The sequence below is a fragment of the Kitasatospora sp. NPDC048407 genome (assembly GCF_043200475.1).
GTDB lineage: Bacteria > Actinomycetota > Actinomycetes > Streptomycetales > Streptomycetaceae > Kitasatospora.
Genome location: NZ_JBICXW010000024.1, coordinates 1 through 16,875 on the forward strand (window position 1 = coordinate 1; position 16,875 = coordinate 16,875).

Genomic DNA, 16,875 nt, shown 5'->3' on the forward strand with positions numbered 1-16,875 from the left:
TGTGGCTCTTCTCCCCTCTGAACTACTCCCCCCCCCCCCCCCCCCCCCCCGCCCCGCGCCCCCCCGCCCGCGCCCCCCCCCCCCCCCCCCCCCCCCCCCCCCCCCCCCCCCCCGGCCGTGGCGTTCTGCCTGGCCGCGGCGTTTTGCCCGGCCGCGGCGTTTTGCCCGGCCGCCGCGGCAGCTCGCGTCGGGCACGTCACAGCACGTTCTGCACGGACTCCGCGACCGCCGAGATCCTGGTGTACACCCCCGGGCGCCCGGCCTGCGCGCAGCCGGCCCCCCAGGACACCAGGCCGGCCAGCCGCCCGCCCACCAGCAGCGGGCCGCCGCTGTCGCCCTGGCAGGCGTCCTTGCCGCCCCGGTCCTCCCCCGCGCACACCATGGTGCTCGCGTCGTACGCGCTGTCCGGTCCGCCCGGGTAGGCGCGCCCGCAGGCGGCGTCCGAGATCACCGGCACCGTCACCTGCCGCAGCGTGTTCGAGTAGCTGCCGTTGCCCCGGGTGTCGCCCCAGCCGAACACCGTCGCCGGGGTGCCCACCGCGTACGGCCGGCTCTCGCCCGCGCCCACCATCTCCAGCACCTGCCGGTCCTCCTGCGGCTCGGCCAGGGTGACCACCGCCACGTCCCGCGAGTTCGCGGCGAAGCTGTAGTTCGGCTCGATCCACACCCCGCTGACCGCCACCTCCTGCCCCGCGCTGCCCCGCAGGTCGTCCCGCCCGACGATCGCCCGCAGCCCCGGCCGCTGGACCGGCCGGCCGGTGGTCTCGTCGTAGAAGCAGTGCGCGGCCGTCACCACTTTGGTCGGGGTGACCAGCGCCCCGCCGCAGAACTGCCCGGAGCGGGACGAGCCGAACTGCGCACGGCTGGACAGCGCCACCATCCACGGATGATCGCTGGTGCTGGCACTCGTCCCCCCGACGATCCGCCGCTGCGCGGCGGCCGGGGCGGCCGCACCCAGCGCGATCAGCGGGGCAGGCAGGGCCGCCAGGGCGACGAGCGCGACCGCCCGGCGGCGGAGCCGAGGCGCGGACGGGTCCAGGATGGGCACCGGTTCTCCAGGGGGTTCGGCATGCAGACGTGGGAAGTGCACTGGTCGGAGTGCGACAACCTGCCCAGCGTAGTCGCCCCGTCACCCACCGTGCCCAATCCGAACGCACCGGCCACCCCATCGGGCGACCCCCGGACATACGAACGGGCCCCTCCGCCGGCGGCGAAGGGGCCCGTCCAGGTGACGAACTGTCAGTCCAGGTAGTCGCGCAGCACCTGCGAACGCGACGGGTGGCGCAGCTTCGACATGGTCTTCGACTCGATCTGACGGATGCGCTCACGCGTCACGCCGTAGACCTTGCCGATCTCGTCCAGCGTCTTCGGCTGACCGTCGGTCAGGCCGAAGCGCATCGAGACCACGCCCGCCTCGCGCTCGGACAGGGTGTCCAGCACCGAGTGCAGCTGCTCCTGGAGCAGGGTGAAGGAGACCGCGTCGGCCGGAACGACCGCCTCGGAGTCCTCGATCAGGTCACCGAACTCGCTGTCGCCGTCCTCGCCGAGCGGGGTGTGCAGCGAGATCGGCTCGCGGCCGTACTTCTGAACCTCGATGACCTTCTCGGGGGTCATGTCGAGTTCCTTGGCCAGCTCCTCCGGGGTGGGCTCGCGGCCCAGGTCCTGGAGCATCTGGCGCTGCACGCGGGCGAGCTTGTTGATGACCTCGACCATGTGCACCGGGATACGGATGGTGCGGGCCTGGTCGGCCATGGCGCGGGTGATCGCCTGCCGGATCCACCAGGTCGCGTAGGTGGAGAACTTGTAGCCCTTGGTGTAGTCGAACTTCTCGACCGCACGGATCAGACCGAGGTTGCCCTCCTGGATCAGGTCCAGGAACAGCATGCCGCGGCCGGTGTAGCGCTTGGCCAGCGAGACCACCAGGCGGAGGTTGGCCTCCAGCAGGTGGTTCTTGGCGCGGCGGCCGTCCTCGGCGATGATCTCCAGCTCGCGCTTGAGCTTCGGGGCGAGCTTGTCGGCCTGGCTCAGCTTGTCCTCGGCGAACAGGCCGGCCTCGATCCGCTTGGCGAGCTCGACCTCCTGCTCGGCGTTGAGCAGCGGGACCTTGCCGATCTGCTTCAGGTAGTCCTTGACCGGGTCGGCGGTGGCACCGGCCACCGCGACCTGCTGCGCCGGGGCGTCGTCCTCGTCGTCGTCGGAGAGCACGAAGCCCTGGTCCGACTCCTCCTCGGGGCCGCTCTCTTCCTTGCCGTCGCCGGGCAGGGCCACGTCTTCGAGGAGCTCTTCCTCGCCGATCATGTCCTCGTCGCCCTTGGCGCCGGCCTTGCCGGCCGCGGTCTTCTTGGCGGCGGTCTTCTTCGCGGGAGCGGCGGTCTTCTTGGCCGCCGCCTTCTTCGCCGGCGCGGCCTTCTTGGCGACCGGGCGGGCCTCGGCGAGACCGATGGTCTCGACGACGGTGACCTCACCGGTCGTCACCGCGGCGGCCACGGCCACCGACGGGGCCGAGACGGGCGCGCCGGGGGCGATCCGGACCGGGGGCTTGGTCTGGGCGACCGGCGTGCGGGTGGTGACCGCCTTGGTCGCGGTGCGCTTGGTGGTGCTCTTGGCCGCAACGCTCTTGCGCTTGGCGCCGGCCGGCTCGGCCGCGCTGACCATGAGCTCCACCCCCTCCTCAATCAGCACCTGATTGAGGCTGCGCATGACGTTCTTCCACTTGGTGACCGGGATCTGGTCCGCCTCGAACGCGTGGCGCACGTCGTCACCGGCGATCTGCCCCTGGGCCTTGCCCCGCTCGATGAGCGCCAGCAGTGCCGCGGACTCGGCGATCTCGGGGGGAAGCGAACGGGATGTGCTGGCCGACACGAACAACCTCTCGGACGATGAGTGGACGATCCCGCACCGACCGCCCGAGCAGCTCGGGTGGGTGGACGGTGATCGGGGTCTGCAGGACGGCAGCAGCGCCGCGCACCAACACAGCCATCTGGTCTGTGGTGGTATTCCGGAGCTGCTTCCGCTCCGTACACATCGCTGCCGCCACTCAAGTGTTACGCATGCCCGTCGTGGCGCCCGTCACACCACCCGGCGGCCGGTACGGGCTGCCCCGGGCGGCCTATCGGCGAGCGCGGCGCCGGGGCCCTCGCGGCCGGCGGCCGAGGGCCCGGTGGCACCCTCCCGGACGGACCGCGTGCCTTTGCGGACAAGGTACCGGGGCCCTCGTGGGCGAGGTCTTCGCGGGCCGCCTCGCGGTGTGGCCCGCGCAACTGTGTGGCACGCGACACGCCGATGGCCCCCCGGCTGCGGGTGGAGCAGCAGAAGGGCCATCCGTTCGGAACGGGCGGGGCTGGACCGCTCAGTGCTCCCGCGGGGCCGGGACGGCGTGCTCGACGTCCGGGTGGACGGTGAGCAGCGCGCGGACGGCGGCCTCGGCGGCGGTGCCGTCCCCGGCGCCGAGCGCGTCGACCAGGCGGGTGTGCAGGCCGACCGCCGACTCGGACGGGCGCTCGCAGGTACTGCCGGAACCGCCGGACACCTGGAGCGCGCCGGCCACGATCCCGGAGAGGTGCTCCAGCATCCGGTTCCCGGCCATCTGCAGCACCAGACCGTGCAGCTCGGCGTCGGCGCGGGAGTAGCTGACCAGATCGCCCTGGCTGCCCGCCTGGCTCATGATCTCGGTCAGCTCGGCCAGCCGCTGCTGAACGTCCTCCCGGCCGTGGCCGGCGGCGAGGCGGGCGGCCAGCGGCTCGATCGCCCAGCGCAGCTCGAACAGCTCACGGCGCTGCTCGTCGCGCTGCGGCCCGAAGGCGCGCCATTCGATGATGTCCGGGTCCAGCAGGTTCCAGTCGCTGACCGGGCGGACCCGGGTCCCGACGTTCGGCCGGGCCGAGACCAGGCCCTTGGCCTCCAGCACCCGGAGCGACTCGCGCACCACGGTGCGGGAGACCTCGAAGCGCTGGCCGATCTCCTCCGGCACCAGCGGGCGATCGGCGCCCAGGTCTCCGGAGACGATCATCTGGCCGAGCTGCTGAACCAGCTGGCCGTGCAGGCCGCGGCCGCGGCTGCTGGTGGTCTTCCGACCGGCCCGGGCGAGTTCGTTCTCCGCCCCCTCCCAGCGGGGAGCGGGTGGCATCGGGCGGTCGGCGTACGGAAAACGGTCCAGCTCGGAGGCGGAGATCGACTCGGCCTGGCGAGCGGCGGTCACGGTGGGGTGCGCAAGGGTACTCACGCCATCCTTTGTCGGCGATCGGCGGGGCCGTCTTGAGCATTCTCCTGAAAAGCACACGAAAGGGTGATCGGCCGTGTCTGGATAATTGACTTCTTATCAGCCAGAAATGCGCATATCGGTCATCCTGGCTCGAATTCAGCTGCCGTTCCGAACGGTGCTTCACCCCGCCGCCACCGGCTCCGCCACACCTGCCGAACCGTCAGCACCGGCTGCCCGATGCACCGCCACCAACAGTTCCGGGGCGGGGTTTCCGTGCGGATTCCCGCGGTGCGCTGGGCATCCGAAAGCGGGCGGGGCCTTCCTGGCAGGCCGGGTCGTTACAGTGCGCGGCGGCGGAACTGGGCCACCAGCACCGCCAGCACCAGCAGCCCGGCCGGCGCCAGCAGGGCGGCGATCACCACGACGTCCAGCGCCGCCGCCGTCCGGTCGGCCGCCTCGCGCACCAGGTTGAAGCCGTACTGGAAGGGCAGCAACTCCCATACCCACAGCGGCCAATTCCGGCCGGAGCGGTGCAGCAGCAGACCGGCGGTGGGCTCCAGCAGGGCAGGCGTCGCGCAGGTGAGCAGAACTCCCAGGACGGCACTGCGCACCAACGTCGCCAGCAACAGGCCGGCCCAGCCACCGGCCACCGCCAGCGCCAGGAACACCGGGAGCGGACGGCCGATCCCGCCCACCGCGAACGGGCCCGCCGCCGGGGCCGGCGCCAGGCCCGGGAAGGCCGTCAGTTCGGCGGGGTGCGGCAGGGCGAACACCGCCGAGGCATCCACCGCGCCGGGCAGCGCGAACCGGACCACCAGGGCGTTCACCACGAGCGTCAGCACCGCCAGCAGGAGCGCCGCCGCCCCGACCACCAGCAGCTTCGCGAGGAGCGCGCCGAGCCGCCGGCCCAGATTCACCCGGGACGCGGCCAGGCCCGGCCAGCGCATCTCGTGGCTGTACGCCAGCGCGCCGAGCACCGCAGCGGCCAGCGCGGTCAGCGGGAGCGGCAGCCACGGGACCACACCGGCCAGCGCCCGCACCGCCCCCGGCACCGCCAACTTCCCGGCCGGGAACCGCTGGGCCAACGTCGCCGCCAGGGCCGCGTTCAGCAGCAGTGCCGCCGCGACCACCACCCACGTGGAGCGCACCCCGCGCAGCCGACGCACCTCACAAGCCACCAACCGCACCGTCACTCACTCCCGTTCTCGTCACCGACGGCACGCCTGCGCACCGCACTTGCCCCGCCCTCGCCCGCCGACACCTGCGCCCGACCCGCCGCCGCCGACCCGGTCGGCCTGGCCGGCCCGGCCGACCGCAACTCGGTGGCGTGGACCGGCCGGAGACGCACCTGCGCCCGGTCCTGCTCCTGCGCGGGCACCGGCCCCTGGGCTTGCGCCGGAGTGGAACCGTGGCCAACTCCCCTGATCCGGGCGGGAGTCAGCAACTCAGCGTCGGTCGGGTTGGCGGCCAACTGGTCGGCCTCGAGCACGATCGGCGTGGACGCGGCGGGCGTCGGGCCGGGCCGGGTCGCTGCGGGCTCGGGAGCGTTTCCGGCGGGCTGCTCCAGGTGTTCGGAGACCGGCTGCTCGGTGCGTACTCGGCGGAGCGCGGAGGCGCCGCGGGGCGTCCGGCGGGTGAGGTCGACAACGGGCGGCTCGGCCGGGGGCGTCGGGGCTGCGGGCGTCGCCTCGGGGGCAGTCGGGGCTGCCAGGGCTGCCGGGTCGGGCGGGGCCGCCGGGTCGGGCGGGGCCGCCGGGTCGGGCGCGAGGGCGGCGGCGGCCCAACGGCCGGCCTGGAGGCCGCGATGGCCGAGGGCGCGGTGCTCGATGGTTCGCTCGGCGTCCGGGCCGGCGGCCGGGCGGCCGACGGTGACGGGCCTCGGGGCGGCGGGGGCGATCTGGGCCTGCCCGCCGGTACTTTGCCGGACCGGGCTCTGCCAGGCCGGACGGATCGCGACCTGGCCGGAGTGGCCCGATCCGCTGGGCAGGGCGGCCGGGAAGGAGATCGGACGCTGCACCACCCGGTCGGCCAACTCGTGCAGCAGGACACCGTTGCGGTAGGCGAGTTCACCGATCTCGGTGCGACCGACCCCGCTCACCGCGAGACCGACACCGCCCTCCCGCCGGACCTGCGCACCTTGGGCGACCAGCAGGTCCGCGAGACGGGCCATCTGCGGGCCCCGGACCAGGACTTCGGGGTGCAGCCGGCTGCGGCGGAACTCCACCACGGGCTGGTCGGCGGCCAGCCTGCCAGCGTCCAGGGTGATCACCCGGTCGGCGAGCACGGCGGCCGCCTCCGGGCTGCGGGTGGACATCAGCACGGTGCCGCCCGTCAGCGCGAAGGAGCGCAGAAAGCCGTGCAACCACTCCTCGCTGCGCGGAGACAGGCCCTCGGCCGGGGCATCCAGCAGCAGCGTCGCCGGGTCGCCGAGCAGGGCGGCGGCCAGGGCGAGCCGGCGGTGCATTCCGGGCGAGAAGGTGCCGATCCGGTGGTCGGCGACAGGGGCGAGGCGGACCTGCTCCAACAGGTCGTCGGCCCGACGCGCCGAAACCCCGACCGCCCCTGCCAGCATCCGCAGGTGCGCCCGGGCCCGCTGCCCCGGATGTCCGGCCTCCGGCCTGCCGGACGGCAGCAGCGTGCCGATCTCCCGCTCCGGTCGCCGGATCCGCCGATAGGTGCGGCCGTCGAACAGGGTGAGGCCGTGGCCGCGTTCGAGCTCCACCATCAGCCGGAAAGCGGTGGACTTGCCCGCCCCTTCCTCCCCCAGCACCGTGGTGATCATCCCTGGACGGGCGTCGAAGGTCAGGTCCAGCACCGCTGGGGGGTGGCCCCTTCGGTATTTCTTGGTCAGTCCGGTGATTTGGATCATCGCCGCCCGCTCCCTCGCCCGCCGACAGACCGGGGTTCGTCCGCCAGGCCTGAGCCTGCACAGTAGGACGCGGAAGCGGTGAAACCAGGCATTCCGGATGGATCGTTGACGGTGTTAGCGCCGAGCTCACCCGAACAGGGGACAGCGCACTCGCGCCACTGACGATTTACTTACGGATCGCCACCACCCCACCACCACAAGGGAACTGGCCCACCTCGTCTCGCCGAGCCCTCCCCTCGGCGACGGCGGCCACGACCTCGCCAGGGTCGGACGTCAGGCCTCGGGGCGGAGCATCGGCGGATTGAGGACGGTCGCCCCGCCCGCGGTGAACAGCTGTGCGGGGCGCCCGCCTTGACGGGTCGTCGTGCCGCCGGAGGGCAGCAGGAAGCCCGGGGTGCCGGTGACCTTGCGGTGGAAGTTCCGCGGATCCAACACCACGCCCCAGACCGCCTCGTACACCCGGCGCAGCTCGCCGACGGTGAACTCCGGCGGGCAGAAGGCCGTTGCCAGCGAGGAGTACTCGATCTTCGACCTGGCCCGCTCCACGCCGTCCGCCAGGATCTGCCCGTGGTCGAAGGCCAGCAGTTCACCGTCGTTGCCGTCGACGCCGAACAGTTCACTGACCGGTGCCCACCGGGCGCTGCTGGCGTCGCCGCCCGCACGGGGCGACGGCAGGTCCGGGGCGAGCACCAGGTACGCGACGCTCACCACCCGCATCCGGGGGTCGCGCTGCGGGTGTCCGTAGGTGGCCAGTTGCTCCAGGTGCGCCCCGAACGGGTTCTGCCCCGCCAGGACTTGGCCCGGTGCGGACTGTGCCCGCAGCCCGGTCTCCTCCGCCAGCTCCCGGGACGCCGCCTCGGCCAAGCCCTCGTCCGGCCGCACGAACCCGCCGGGCAGCGCCCAGTAGCCCTGGAACGGCGCCTCACCACGCTTCACCAGCAGGGCGCACAGCTCATGGTCGCGCACCGTCAGCACCACCAGGTCAACCGTGACTGCGAACGGGGGGAAGGCCGACGGGTCATAACGCGACATGCCGCCGATCTTAGTCGTCTCTCTGACGATAATCACAGACCACGGCCTTTTCCCGTCCCCTTTCCCGCGCCTTTCTCTTGTCCTTCTCCCGTCCTTCCCGTCTTCTCTCCCGCCTCCTGGACCGCCCCGTGGACGGTCAGCCGGCGGCCAACTGCAGGAACGACGGCGCCTCTTCCACCACCGCGACGCCAATCCTGCTGACCCGAACCGAGAACGGCTCGCCGGCCACCCGCAGGCCGGTGAGTTCCAATGCGCCCAGGGGCGCGGTGCTCGCCGGGTGGGTGGCCACCCGCCCTGAGGGGACGTCGGGCCGGACTCCGGCCAGTGAGAGCACCAGGTGGACGGCCGCGGCCGCCGACATGGCGGCCGGACGGCAGGCCGCCGGGTGCGGCACCGGTGGGCAGTCGGCGACCTTCTGCTCGCCCGCGTACATCTCCGGCAGCCGGTACTCGAAGTGCGCGGACGCCTCCAACAGGCCTTCCAGCAGGATCTCGGCCTCCCGCTCGAATCCGGCGTCCACCAGCCCGCTCACCGCGAGCGCGGTCTCCTGCACCCGGACCACGCCGCTGCGATGGCCGAGCGGGTTGAACCGTGGGGACTTCGCGCTCAACGTCCGCAGGCCCCACCCGCAGTCGAGTTCGGGCGTCACCAGCCGCTGGGCGAGCAACCTGGTCTGCTCCCGGTCGAGCAGGCCCTCGTGCAGCTCGCCCTCGGCGCCGAGTCCGACGTCGAAGAGGTGGACCAGAGTTGAGGCGAGGGCCGGCACCGGCCGGTCCGGGCCCAGCAATGCGGCTGCCGGCCGACCACCTGACAGGTCGTCGATCCAGAACTGCTCGCGGAACCGTTCCCTCAGCTCAGCTGCCCAGGCCCGCCACTCCGCCGCTCCGGGACGGTCGAACGCTTCCAGCAGGTCCGCCCCTTGGAGCGCCGCGCGGTGCGCCTGCGCCTGGACTTCGCACCTGGCCGGACCTGGCCGCGCGGCCCGCTCCTCCGCCGGGCGACCGAGGTCGGTGACGAAGCCGACCGGCCCGTCCGGCCCCTCCGCCACTGCGGCCCGCAACGCCCCGAGGGCGCGCTCCGCGGCGGGCAGCAACTCGGCGACCTCGGCCCGGGGCATGCCCCAACGCCAGGCCTCTGCCAGCACGGTGACGAACAGCAGCGTCGCCTCCGTGGCCGTGCAGCTCGCCGGCAGCTCCGGGCCTCCGTGCCGCAGCGGCCCGGGGATCACGCCGTCCATCGCCTGCGCCGCCGCACCACTGTCAGTGGCCGGGGCGGACACGCTGCCCGCGCCCTGCACAGCGGCAGGCTGCGCTGCCGGTGCGCCGCCCGGCGCGGCGGCGACGGCCGGCGACGAACCGACCGCCGATGGGCTGGATGCCCCGTCGGCAGCGCCACTTTCGGCCGGGCGTGCGGCGCCTGCCGATGGCTGGGGCGCGAGGTGCTGACGGCGGGCCGTCGCGCGGAGCGTTCCGGCAGCGAGCCGGGTGCCGAGCGGCAGCGTCATCCGGGCCGCCCAGAGCGCGTCGGCGGCGGTGAGGCCGAAACGCCAGGGGGCGCCCGAGGCGGTGTAGAGGTCGGTCGGACGGTCCGCGTCGGCGAGCAGCAGCCCGCTCAGCGTGCCGAGGGCGCGGCCGACCAGGCGTGTGGCACGGCGGTCGTCGGCCCGGACCTCCGGCTCGGACCACGGCAGCGGCACACCCGGGCCGCGCCCCGTCGGTGGACGACCGGTCGATGGAGCCTCCAGCTCCACCTGCAGGTCCACCGACCATCGGGCCCCTGGCTGGATGTCCAGATCCCACCGGAGCACACCCGCGCCGGCCAGCACCGCGTGCGGCGACGGGCGGGCGCTGACGGTGGCCGCGCGGCCCTGCCCGGCCCAGCGCAGGCCCGAGGACTGGACCTGGCCCGGCAGGTCGGCCGAGCGCCGGCCCGCCGCGATGTCGGTGAGCTGGCCCAGGTCGGTACCCAGGGCGATCTCCAGTGGGAGGCGGGCCGGTCGGGCACCGGTGTTCCGGACCGTCACGGTCTCCGCGCCGTCGGCGTGCCGCAGCCGTTCGACCGTCAGCGCCGGATCCGGGTCGAGATCGCCCGGCACCCGGACCGAGCCGAGGAACCGAGCCGCCGCCGCGGACGTCAGGGTGCCCTGGAGCGGGAGCGGCTCCACACCACCGAGGCGCAGCTCCATCCTGGCCAGGGTGCGCACGCCGTGCCGGAAGAAGCCGTGCAGGCTCTGGCCCCGCAGCTGTCCGTCCGGGCCGGAGGCTGCCATGCCCGGGGCATTGACGCACAGGACGTCGTGCGCCGCCGAGGGCTGCGGTCGTGGCACCGCCGCCGGAGCCGGCTGGCGGGCCGCCCCTGGAGCGGCCGCACCGGCCACCTGCTCCGAGCGTGCGCCCGCCACGCCACGCCCCGGGGCCGTCACGCCCGGGCCCGACCGGGTCGGGGTGCTGTAGGGCGGGGTGGGAGTGCCGTACGGCGGGGTGGGAGTGCCGTAGGGCGGGGTGGCCCCCGGTGCGTAGGGCGTGGGCGTGGTGGGAGTGCCGTACGGCGGCGTGCTGAGCGGGGCTCCGTGCTGCTGGACGGCGGCACCCGCGAGCGGCGTGCCGTACGCGGGGGTGGCGGATGCCGGGCTCGCGCCGGGCGTCCCGGGGGCGTGGCCGGTGGGTACCGGGGCGCCGGTGGGCGTGCCGTGCGGGGGTGTGGCCCGGCGCGGACTCGGTGGGCCGGCCAAGTGTGGGGGCATGAGGGGAGCCGCTGCTCCGATGGGTGCCGAAGCGCCGCCCGGTGCGGGCGGGTTGGTGGGCGGCAGCGGGTGGGACGCTGCGTGGGGTGGCCTTGAATCGGTCACCAGGCTCTCCTCCCCTCGACCGGCCGACGGCTGCGGGCCCGGCCGGCCGCGAGCGTGCTCGATCGCGGACTTTGCTGCTCTGCCGCCGGAACACGCGGCTCTGACCTGGGCGGGACCGGATCGCCGGTGCTCCGCCCCGACCGGGGTGGTGTCCCGGCCCGGACGCCAAGGTCGCGCGTGGCCCGGTCGCACCGGGTCGAGCGACGCGTGACCGGTGCCCGACACGGTCGCCCTGGCCGCTACTGGCCCGGCGGTGCCGGTTCTGGTTTCGGCGTTCCGCAGGTTGAACGCCGTACACCTGCCCGAGGTCACGCCTGTCCGGCGGACCTCCGGTCGAATGCGGCCACGCGCCGTCGGTCCTTCGGCAGTCTGCGGCCGGCACCCGGGGTGCCCGCTATGTCGTGGCGCCGTTCGGGGTTCTCCGCACGTGGCGGCCGCCCCCTGGCGGCTCCTGTCCGCCGTCAGGATACGGTGCGAGCACGGCGACGGAACCCCTGGTGACCTCGGTGACCGGCGCCGCAACCAGCCTGTGACCAGCTCACATCTAGGAGTTGCATGTCCTCCCTCAGCCGCATCCCCGGGATCGTCGCCACGGATCATGTCTTCCGGGTGCCGCTGGACCACGGAGCTCCGGGCGGCGAAGCGATCAAGGTCTACGCCCGCGAGGTGGTGGCCGCCGGACGCGAGCACGACGAACTTCCTTGGCTGCTCTACTTGCAGGGCGGCCCGGGTGGAAAGGCCAATCGGCCGCTCGGCCGGGACGGCTGGCTGGACCGGGCGCTCGACGACCACCGGGTGCTGCTGTTGGACCAGCGCGGCACCGGCCGCTCCACGCCCGCCAACCGGCAGACCCTGGCCCGGCGCGGCGACGCCCGGCAGCAGGCCGACTACCTGGCGCACTTCCGTGCCGACTCGATCGTCCGGGACGCCGAGCTGATCCGCCGCCAACTGCTGGGCGAGGACGGTCGATGGAGCCTGCTGGGGCAGAGCTTCGGCGGCTTCTGCACCCTCACCTACCTCTCGCTGGCCCCGGAGGGCCTGCGAGAGGCGTTCGTCACCGGCGGGCTGGCCGGCCTTCGCCGCTCGGCGGACGAGGTCTACCGCGCGGCATACCCGCGGGTCGCCCGCAAGAACGCCGGGCACTACGCGCGCTTCCCCCAGGACGTGGCGGCGGTACGGCGAATCGCGGCGCACCTGATCGAGCAGCCCGCGCCTCTGCCGGACGGTGGGGTCCTCACCGTCGAGGCCTTCCAGGCGCTGGGCATGATGCTGGGCAGCGGCACCGGCTCCTACGTCCTGCACTATCTGCTGGAGGAGGCCTGGGTGGAGGGGGCGGACGGGCCGGAGCTGTCCGACACCTTCCTGGCGGGGGCGCAGGTGCAGCTGTCCTTCGCCCAGGGGCCGCTGTACGCCGTGCTGCACGAGTCGATCTACGGGCAGCGCTCGGTCGACGCCGGGGCCACCGACTGGTCGGCGGAGCGGGTGCGCAAGGAGTTTCCCGAATTCGACGCCGCGGCAGCGCTGGCCGGGGACGGGCCGGTACTGCTCACCGGCGAGATGATCTACCCCTGGATGTTCGAGACCGACCCGTCGCTGCGGCCGCTGCGCGAGACGGCGCAGCTGCTGGCCGAGCGCACCGAGTGGCCCGACCTGTACGACCCGCAGCGCCTGGCTTCGAACCAGGTGCCGGTGTACGCGGCGGTGTACCACGACGACATGTACGTGGACACGGCGCATTCGCTGGAAACCGCGGATGCGGTGGCCGGTGTGCGGACGTGGATCACCAACGAGTGGGAGCACGACGGGGTGCGGGTGAGTGGCCGCCGGGTGCTGGACCGCCTGATGCGGATGGCGCGCGGCGAGGTCTAGCCGTTCGCCCCGCGGCCGGGGGATGAGCATACGCATGTCAGCCTCCGGTGGACTGCTGGTGTCGGAATGCCCTGCTGCGGGGCCTGGGGATTCGCGGCGACGCGGCCCGCGGCGGGCAGGATCGGTGCTCGCCGCCCGGCCGGCGGACCTCGGCTGACGCGGCGTCGGGCGAGATTGTCGACCGGCCGCCGCCTGGGCTGCCGTCCTCGCCCGGCTCGGCGTGGCCCGGCCCGGGCTCGGCGCCCGCGCGGTCCGGCCCGGATCCGCCCTGGCCTGCCCTGACGGCTTTCGTCGGTTCGGCGCCGGACCGGGGCGGGGGCCCGGGCGGGGCGGCGGACGCCCGCGAGGGACCGCCGGGCCGTTCGGCTCCCGACGGCCCGGCGGGCGGCAGGAGTTCTGGGTGCCGGCGGCTCCCCGCCCCGCGCAGCCGGGTGCTGCGTTCGCTCCGGACCACCTGGAGCAGTGCCTCCGCGGCGAGGCCGGAGTTCAGTGATTCGTAGAGCAGTTGGGCAAGGGTGTAGCCCGCGTCCAGTTCCAGTGCCCTGGCCAGTACGACCCTCGCCGTGGCGGGGTCTCCGGCCAGCCAGGACGTCCAGGCCAGCAGTGTCATCGGCGGGGCGGCGAGGTGTTCGAACGGGTCGACGCAGCGCTGGATGAGGTAGCGCCACAGCTTCTGGGCGGTGGCGAGTTCGTGCGGTTCGGCGTACTCGGCGGCGCGATCGCGGCCGAGTTTGTCCTGCAGGCCGATCAGCAGGCGGGCCGTCCGTCTGGTGTCGAGCTCCCGGGCGCCGCTGCGGAACTCGGCCATCGCGCTGGCCAGCAGCTCGTCGGTGCGCTCGACCGCCGTATGGCGGCCGCCGGGGCCGGCCAGCTCACGGATGAACGGCGGCCCGGCGTCTTCCAGGGCGCGGCGCTGCACCTCGCAGAGCGGCGGGCCCACCGGGGCGAGGCCGGCCACGATCGCCTTGCGGCTGCCCCTCGGGGCGAGGCCCGCGAAGGTGGCCGCGGCGGCGAGCGGACTGGGCTCGTGGGCGGCACGGACCGGAGTGCCGTCCGGCGGACAGCAGTCGACTCCGGTGCACAGGAAGGACCACCAGCGGCCCGCAGAGACGCACAGCGACTCCTTGACGATCACCTGCTCGCCCTGGAAGGCCCTGGTGAGTGCGGCAGCCAGTGGGCGGAGCTCCGCCAGCACGGCCTGCCGCCCCTCGGACACTGGCGTGCCGTCGGCGGGATCCCGGCACAGGTACAGCAGGACTTGGACGGGGCGGCGGTCGCGCTGTTCGGACAGCTCGACCAGCAGCCGGGCGGATTCTTCGGCGGTGCGCTCCCAGGATTCCGGATCGGCCGGAATGTCGATCCGGATCACTCCGCCCTGATCGAGCGCGGGGCCCTGCAGGCCCACCGCGACGATGCTGTCGTCGGGGAAGAAACCCAGCAGGTAGGGGAGCATCTCCGCCATGTCGGCGGGGCCGCGCAGCCGGACCGGGAGGTGGCCGGGGCGCGAGGAGGGCTTGGTGGTGCGGTCGTCTGCGGTCATGGCGGAAAGCCTGGACCCGATTCCGCCACCACTGCGGATATTTCATTCGCCCTGTGGATAAACCGGGGGGTTCAGCATTAGCTACCCCTAATGGCGGACAATTCCGGCCCGAACAGCGCACTCTGACGCCATATCACCCGATTAGATCCAGGTTGTCCACAGCCCGCCATTCGCGGTCCGTCCGTGAAGCGCGGTATCCATGACCTCATGCAGACGCGCGAACTCCATCCGACCACCCCAGCCGACCGCAAAGCCGTCCGGGCCGCCGCGGAAGCCGTGCTGCACAGCCTCGCGGGGCCCTCCGCGACGCTGCGCGAGGACCAGTGGAAAGCCATCGAGGCCCTGGTGGTGGACAGCCGCCGCGCCCTGGTGGTGCAGCGCACCGGATGGGGCAAGTCCGCCGTCTACTTCATCGCCACAGCGCTGCTCCGCGCGCGCGGGGCCGGCCCGACGGTGATCGTCTCGCCGCTGCTGGCGCTGATGCGCAATCAGGTCGAATCGGCCGCCCGGGCGGGCATCCACGCCCGGACGATCAACTCGGCCAACCCGGAGGAGTGGGAGGAGATCCAGCAGGAGGTCGCCGACAGCCGGGTCGATGTCCTGCTGGTCAGCCCGGAGCGGCTCAACAACCCCGACTTCCGCGATCAGGTCCTGCCCAAGCTCGCCGCCTCCACCGGCCTGCTGGTGGTGGACGAGGCGCACTGCATCTCCGACTGGGGCCACGACTTCCGGCCCGACTACCGACGGCTGCGCACCATGCTCGCCGAGCTCTCCCCCGGCGTCCCGGTGCTGGCGACCACGGCGACCGCGAACGCCCGGGTCACCGCGGATGTGGCCGAGCAGCTCGGCACCGGCGTCGGTGACGCGCAGGCCCTGGTGCTGCGCGGCCCGCTGGACCGGGAGAGCCTCAGCCTCTCGGTGCTCTCGCTGCCCGACCCGGCGCACCGGCTGGCCTGGCTCGCCGACCACCTGGCCGATCTCCCCGGCTCCGGCATCATCTACACCCTGACGGTCGCCGCCGCCGAGGAGGTCACCGAGTTCCTGCGCGAGCGCGGCTACCCGGTCGCCTCCTACTCCGGCCGGACCGAGGACGCCGAGCGCCGCGAGGCCGAGGCCGCCCTGCTGGCCAACCGGGTCAAGGCCCTGGTCGCCACCTCCGCGCTCGGCATGGGCTTCGACAAGCCGGATCTCGGCTTCGTGGTCCACCTCGGCTCGCCGAGTTCTCCCATCGCCTACTACCAGCAGGTCGGCCGCGCCGGCCGTGGCGTCGACCGTGCCGAGGTGCTGCTGCTCCCGGGCCGGGAGGACGAGGCGATCTGGCGGTACTTCGCCTCCATCGGCTTCCCCGCCGAGGAGCAGGTCCGCCGCACCCTGGCCGCGCTGGCTGAGGCCGGCCGCCCGCTCTCCACGGCGGCACTGGAGACCTCTGTCGACCTCCGCCGCTCCCGGCTGGAGATCATGCTCAAGGTGCTCGACGTGGACGGCGCGGTCCGCCGGGTACGCGGCGGCTGGGAGTCCACCGGCGAGCAGTGGCGGTACGACGGCGAGCGGTATGCCAAGGTCGCCCGGGCCCGCACGGCCGAACAGCAGGCGATGCGGGACTACATCGCGACCGAGGGCTGCCGGATGGAGTTCCTGCGCCGCCAGCTCGACGACCCGGAGGCAGCCCCGTGCGGGCGCTGCGACCGGTGCACCCATGCCCAGCACTCCACCGAGGTCTCGGCCGAAGCCACCGGCGCGGCCCGCGCCGCCCTCGGCCGGCCCGGGGTCTCCTTCGAGACCCGGCGAATGTGGCCGACCGGCATGGAGTCCCTCGGTGTCCCGCTGCGTGGCCGCATCCCTCCCACCCAGCAGGCCGAGCCGGGGCGCGCCCTCGGCCGGCTCTCCGACATCGGCTGGGGCACCCGGCTTCGCACGCTGCTCGACGAGCGTTCCCCGGACGGCCCGCTGCCGCGCGAGGTGCTGGACGCCGTCGTCGGTGTGGTCGCGGACTGGGCACGCGGCCCGGGCGGCTGGGCCGGACCGGCCGGTCCGGACGGCACCCGGCTGGAGCGCCCGATCGGCGTGGTCGCCCTGGAGTCCTCCACCCGACCACAGTTGGTGTCCGATCTCGCCGGAGGCCTCGCCTCGATCGGCCGGATGCCACTGCTCGGCCGGATCCAGTACGCCACCGGGGAGCCCCCGCACGGGCCGCGCAGCAACAGCGCCCAGCGGCTGCGCTCGGTCGCCGGAACGCTCGTACTCTCGCCGGGCCTGGCCGACACACTGGCCGCGACTCCCGGCCCGGTCCTACTGGTGGACGACCTGGTGGATTCCGGCTGGACGCTGACGGTCGCGGCTCATCTGCTCCGCCAGGCGGGTGCCACCGCGGTGCTCCCACTCGTCCTGGCCATCCGGGGGTGAGGACGATTCGGCCGGGCTCGACGCCGGGCCTGGCACTCCGGCACGCCCGGACGCCAGGCCCCGTTCACCGGTCGGCCTCCACACACCCCGCTCACCGATCGGTCAGCCGAATG

The 16,875-nt window shown here is 73.8% G+C and carries 10 protein-coding genes; 2 read left to right on the top strand and 8 right to left on the bottom strand.

Translation table 11 applies throughout. The features are described 5' to 3' along the window. Window positions 1-196 precede the first annotated feature (196 nt). The 7 genes from ACGFWJ_RS30945 to ACGFWJ_RS30975 all read right to left on the bottom strand — a co-directional run bounded on the left by ACGFWJ_RS30945 (window position 197) and on the right by ACGFWJ_RS30975 (window position 10,845). Entirely contained in the window at window positions 197-1,048 is an 852-nt protein-coding gene (locus tag ACGFWJ_RS30945) for a S1 family peptidase (protein WP_392955384.1), read from the bottom strand. Between the two features lie 191 nt (window positions 1,049-1,239). Next, window positions 1,240-2,862 (bottom strand): RNA polymerase sigma factor, encoded by a 1,623-nt coding sequence (locus tag ACGFWJ_RS30950; protein WP_387648843.1) that lies wholly within the window; start codon window positions 2,860-2,862, stop codon window positions 1,240-1,242. Between the two features lie 487 nt (window positions 2,863-3,349). Continuing rightward, window positions 3,350-4,222 (bottom strand): FadR/GntR family transcriptional regulator, encoded by an 873-nt coding sequence (locus tag ACGFWJ_RS30955; RefSeq protein WP_387648840.1) that lies wholly within the window; start codon window positions 4,220-4,222, stop codon window positions 3,350-3,352. A gap of 317 nt (window positions 4,223-4,539) precedes the next feature. Then, window positions 4,540-5,379, bottom strand: coding sequence for a hypothetical protein (locus ACGFWJ_RS30960; RefSeq protein WP_392955386.1), 840 nt, complete (start codon window positions 5,377-5,379; stop codon window positions 4,540-4,542). An 11-nt stretch (window positions 5,380-5,390) separates the two neighbouring features. Further along, complete coding sequence (locus ACGFWJ_RS30965) at window positions 5,391-7,016, bottom strand: ATP-binding cassette domain-containing protein (RefSeq protein WP_392955388.1); 1,626 nt, start codon at window positions 7,014-7,016, stop codon at window positions 5,391-5,393. Between the two features lie 327 nt (window positions 7,017-7,343). Next, window positions 7,344-8,102: an NUDIX domain-containing protein gene (locus ACGFWJ_RS30970; protein ID WP_380486908.1), complete on the bottom strand. Its 759-nt coding sequence runs from the start codon at window positions 8,100-8,102 to the stop codon at window positions 7,344-7,346. 136 nt (window positions 8,103-8,238) lie between these two features. Continuing rightward, the gene (locus ACGFWJ_RS30975) at window positions 8,239-10,845 is read right to left on the bottom strand and encodes a glycogen debranching N-terminal domain-containing protein (protein ID WP_392955390.1); all 2,607 of its coding nucleotides are present in this window, start codon (window positions 10,843-10,845) and stop codon (window positions 8,239-8,241) included. Between the two features lie 660 nt (window positions 10,846-11,505). Here ACGFWJ_RS30975 and ACGFWJ_RS30980 point away from each other — a divergent pair. Then, on the top strand, window positions 11,506-12,819 hold the full coding sequence (locus ACGFWJ_RS30980; protein WP_387648829.1) for an alpha/beta fold hydrolase: 1,314 nt from the start codon (window positions 11,506-11,508) through the stop codon (window positions 12,817-12,819). A 37-nt stretch (window positions 12,820-12,856) separates the two neighbouring features. On the opposite strand, the gene ACGFWJ_RS30985 is transcribed toward ACGFWJ_RS30980, so the two are convergent. Beyond that, window positions 12,857-14,359 (bottom strand): DUF4192 domain-containing protein, encoded by a 1,503-nt coding sequence (locus ACGFWJ_RS30985; RefSeq protein WP_392955392.1) that lies wholly within the window; start codon window positions 14,357-14,359, stop codon window positions 12,857-12,859. Between the two features lie 207 nt (window positions 14,360-14,566). Here ACGFWJ_RS30985 and ACGFWJ_RS30990 point away from each other — a divergent pair, with 207 nt between their 5' ends. Beyond that, window positions 14,567-16,762 (top strand): RecQ family ATP-dependent DNA helicase, encoded by a 2,196-nt coding sequence (locus ACGFWJ_RS30990; RefSeq protein ID WP_392955394.1) that lies wholly within the window; start codon window positions 14,567-14,569, stop codon window positions 16,760-16,762. The last annotated feature ends 113 nt before the right edge of the window (window positions 16,763-16,875 follow it).

Coding starts and splice junctions, on each gene's coding strand:
- ACGFWJ_RS30970 (WP_380486908.1), bottom strand. CDS start 8,102: ATGTCGCGTTATGACCCGTCGGCCTTCCCCCCGTTCGCAGTCACGGTT.
- ACGFWJ_RS30975 (WP_392955390.1), bottom strand. CDS start 10,845: ATGCCCCCACACTTGGCCGGCCCACCGAGTCCGCGCCGGGCCACACCC.
- ACGFWJ_RS30980 (WP_387648829.1), top strand. CDS start 11,506: ATGTCCTCCCTCAGCCGCATCCCCGGGATCGTCGCCACGGATCATGTC.
- ACGFWJ_RS30985 (WP_392955392.1), bottom strand. CDS start 14,359: ATGACCGCAGACGACCGCACCACCAAGCCCTCCTCGCGCCCCGGCCAC.
- ACGFWJ_RS30990 (WP_392955394.1), top strand. CDS start 14,567: ATGCAGACGCGCGAACTCCATCCGACCACCCCAGCCGACCGCAAAGCC.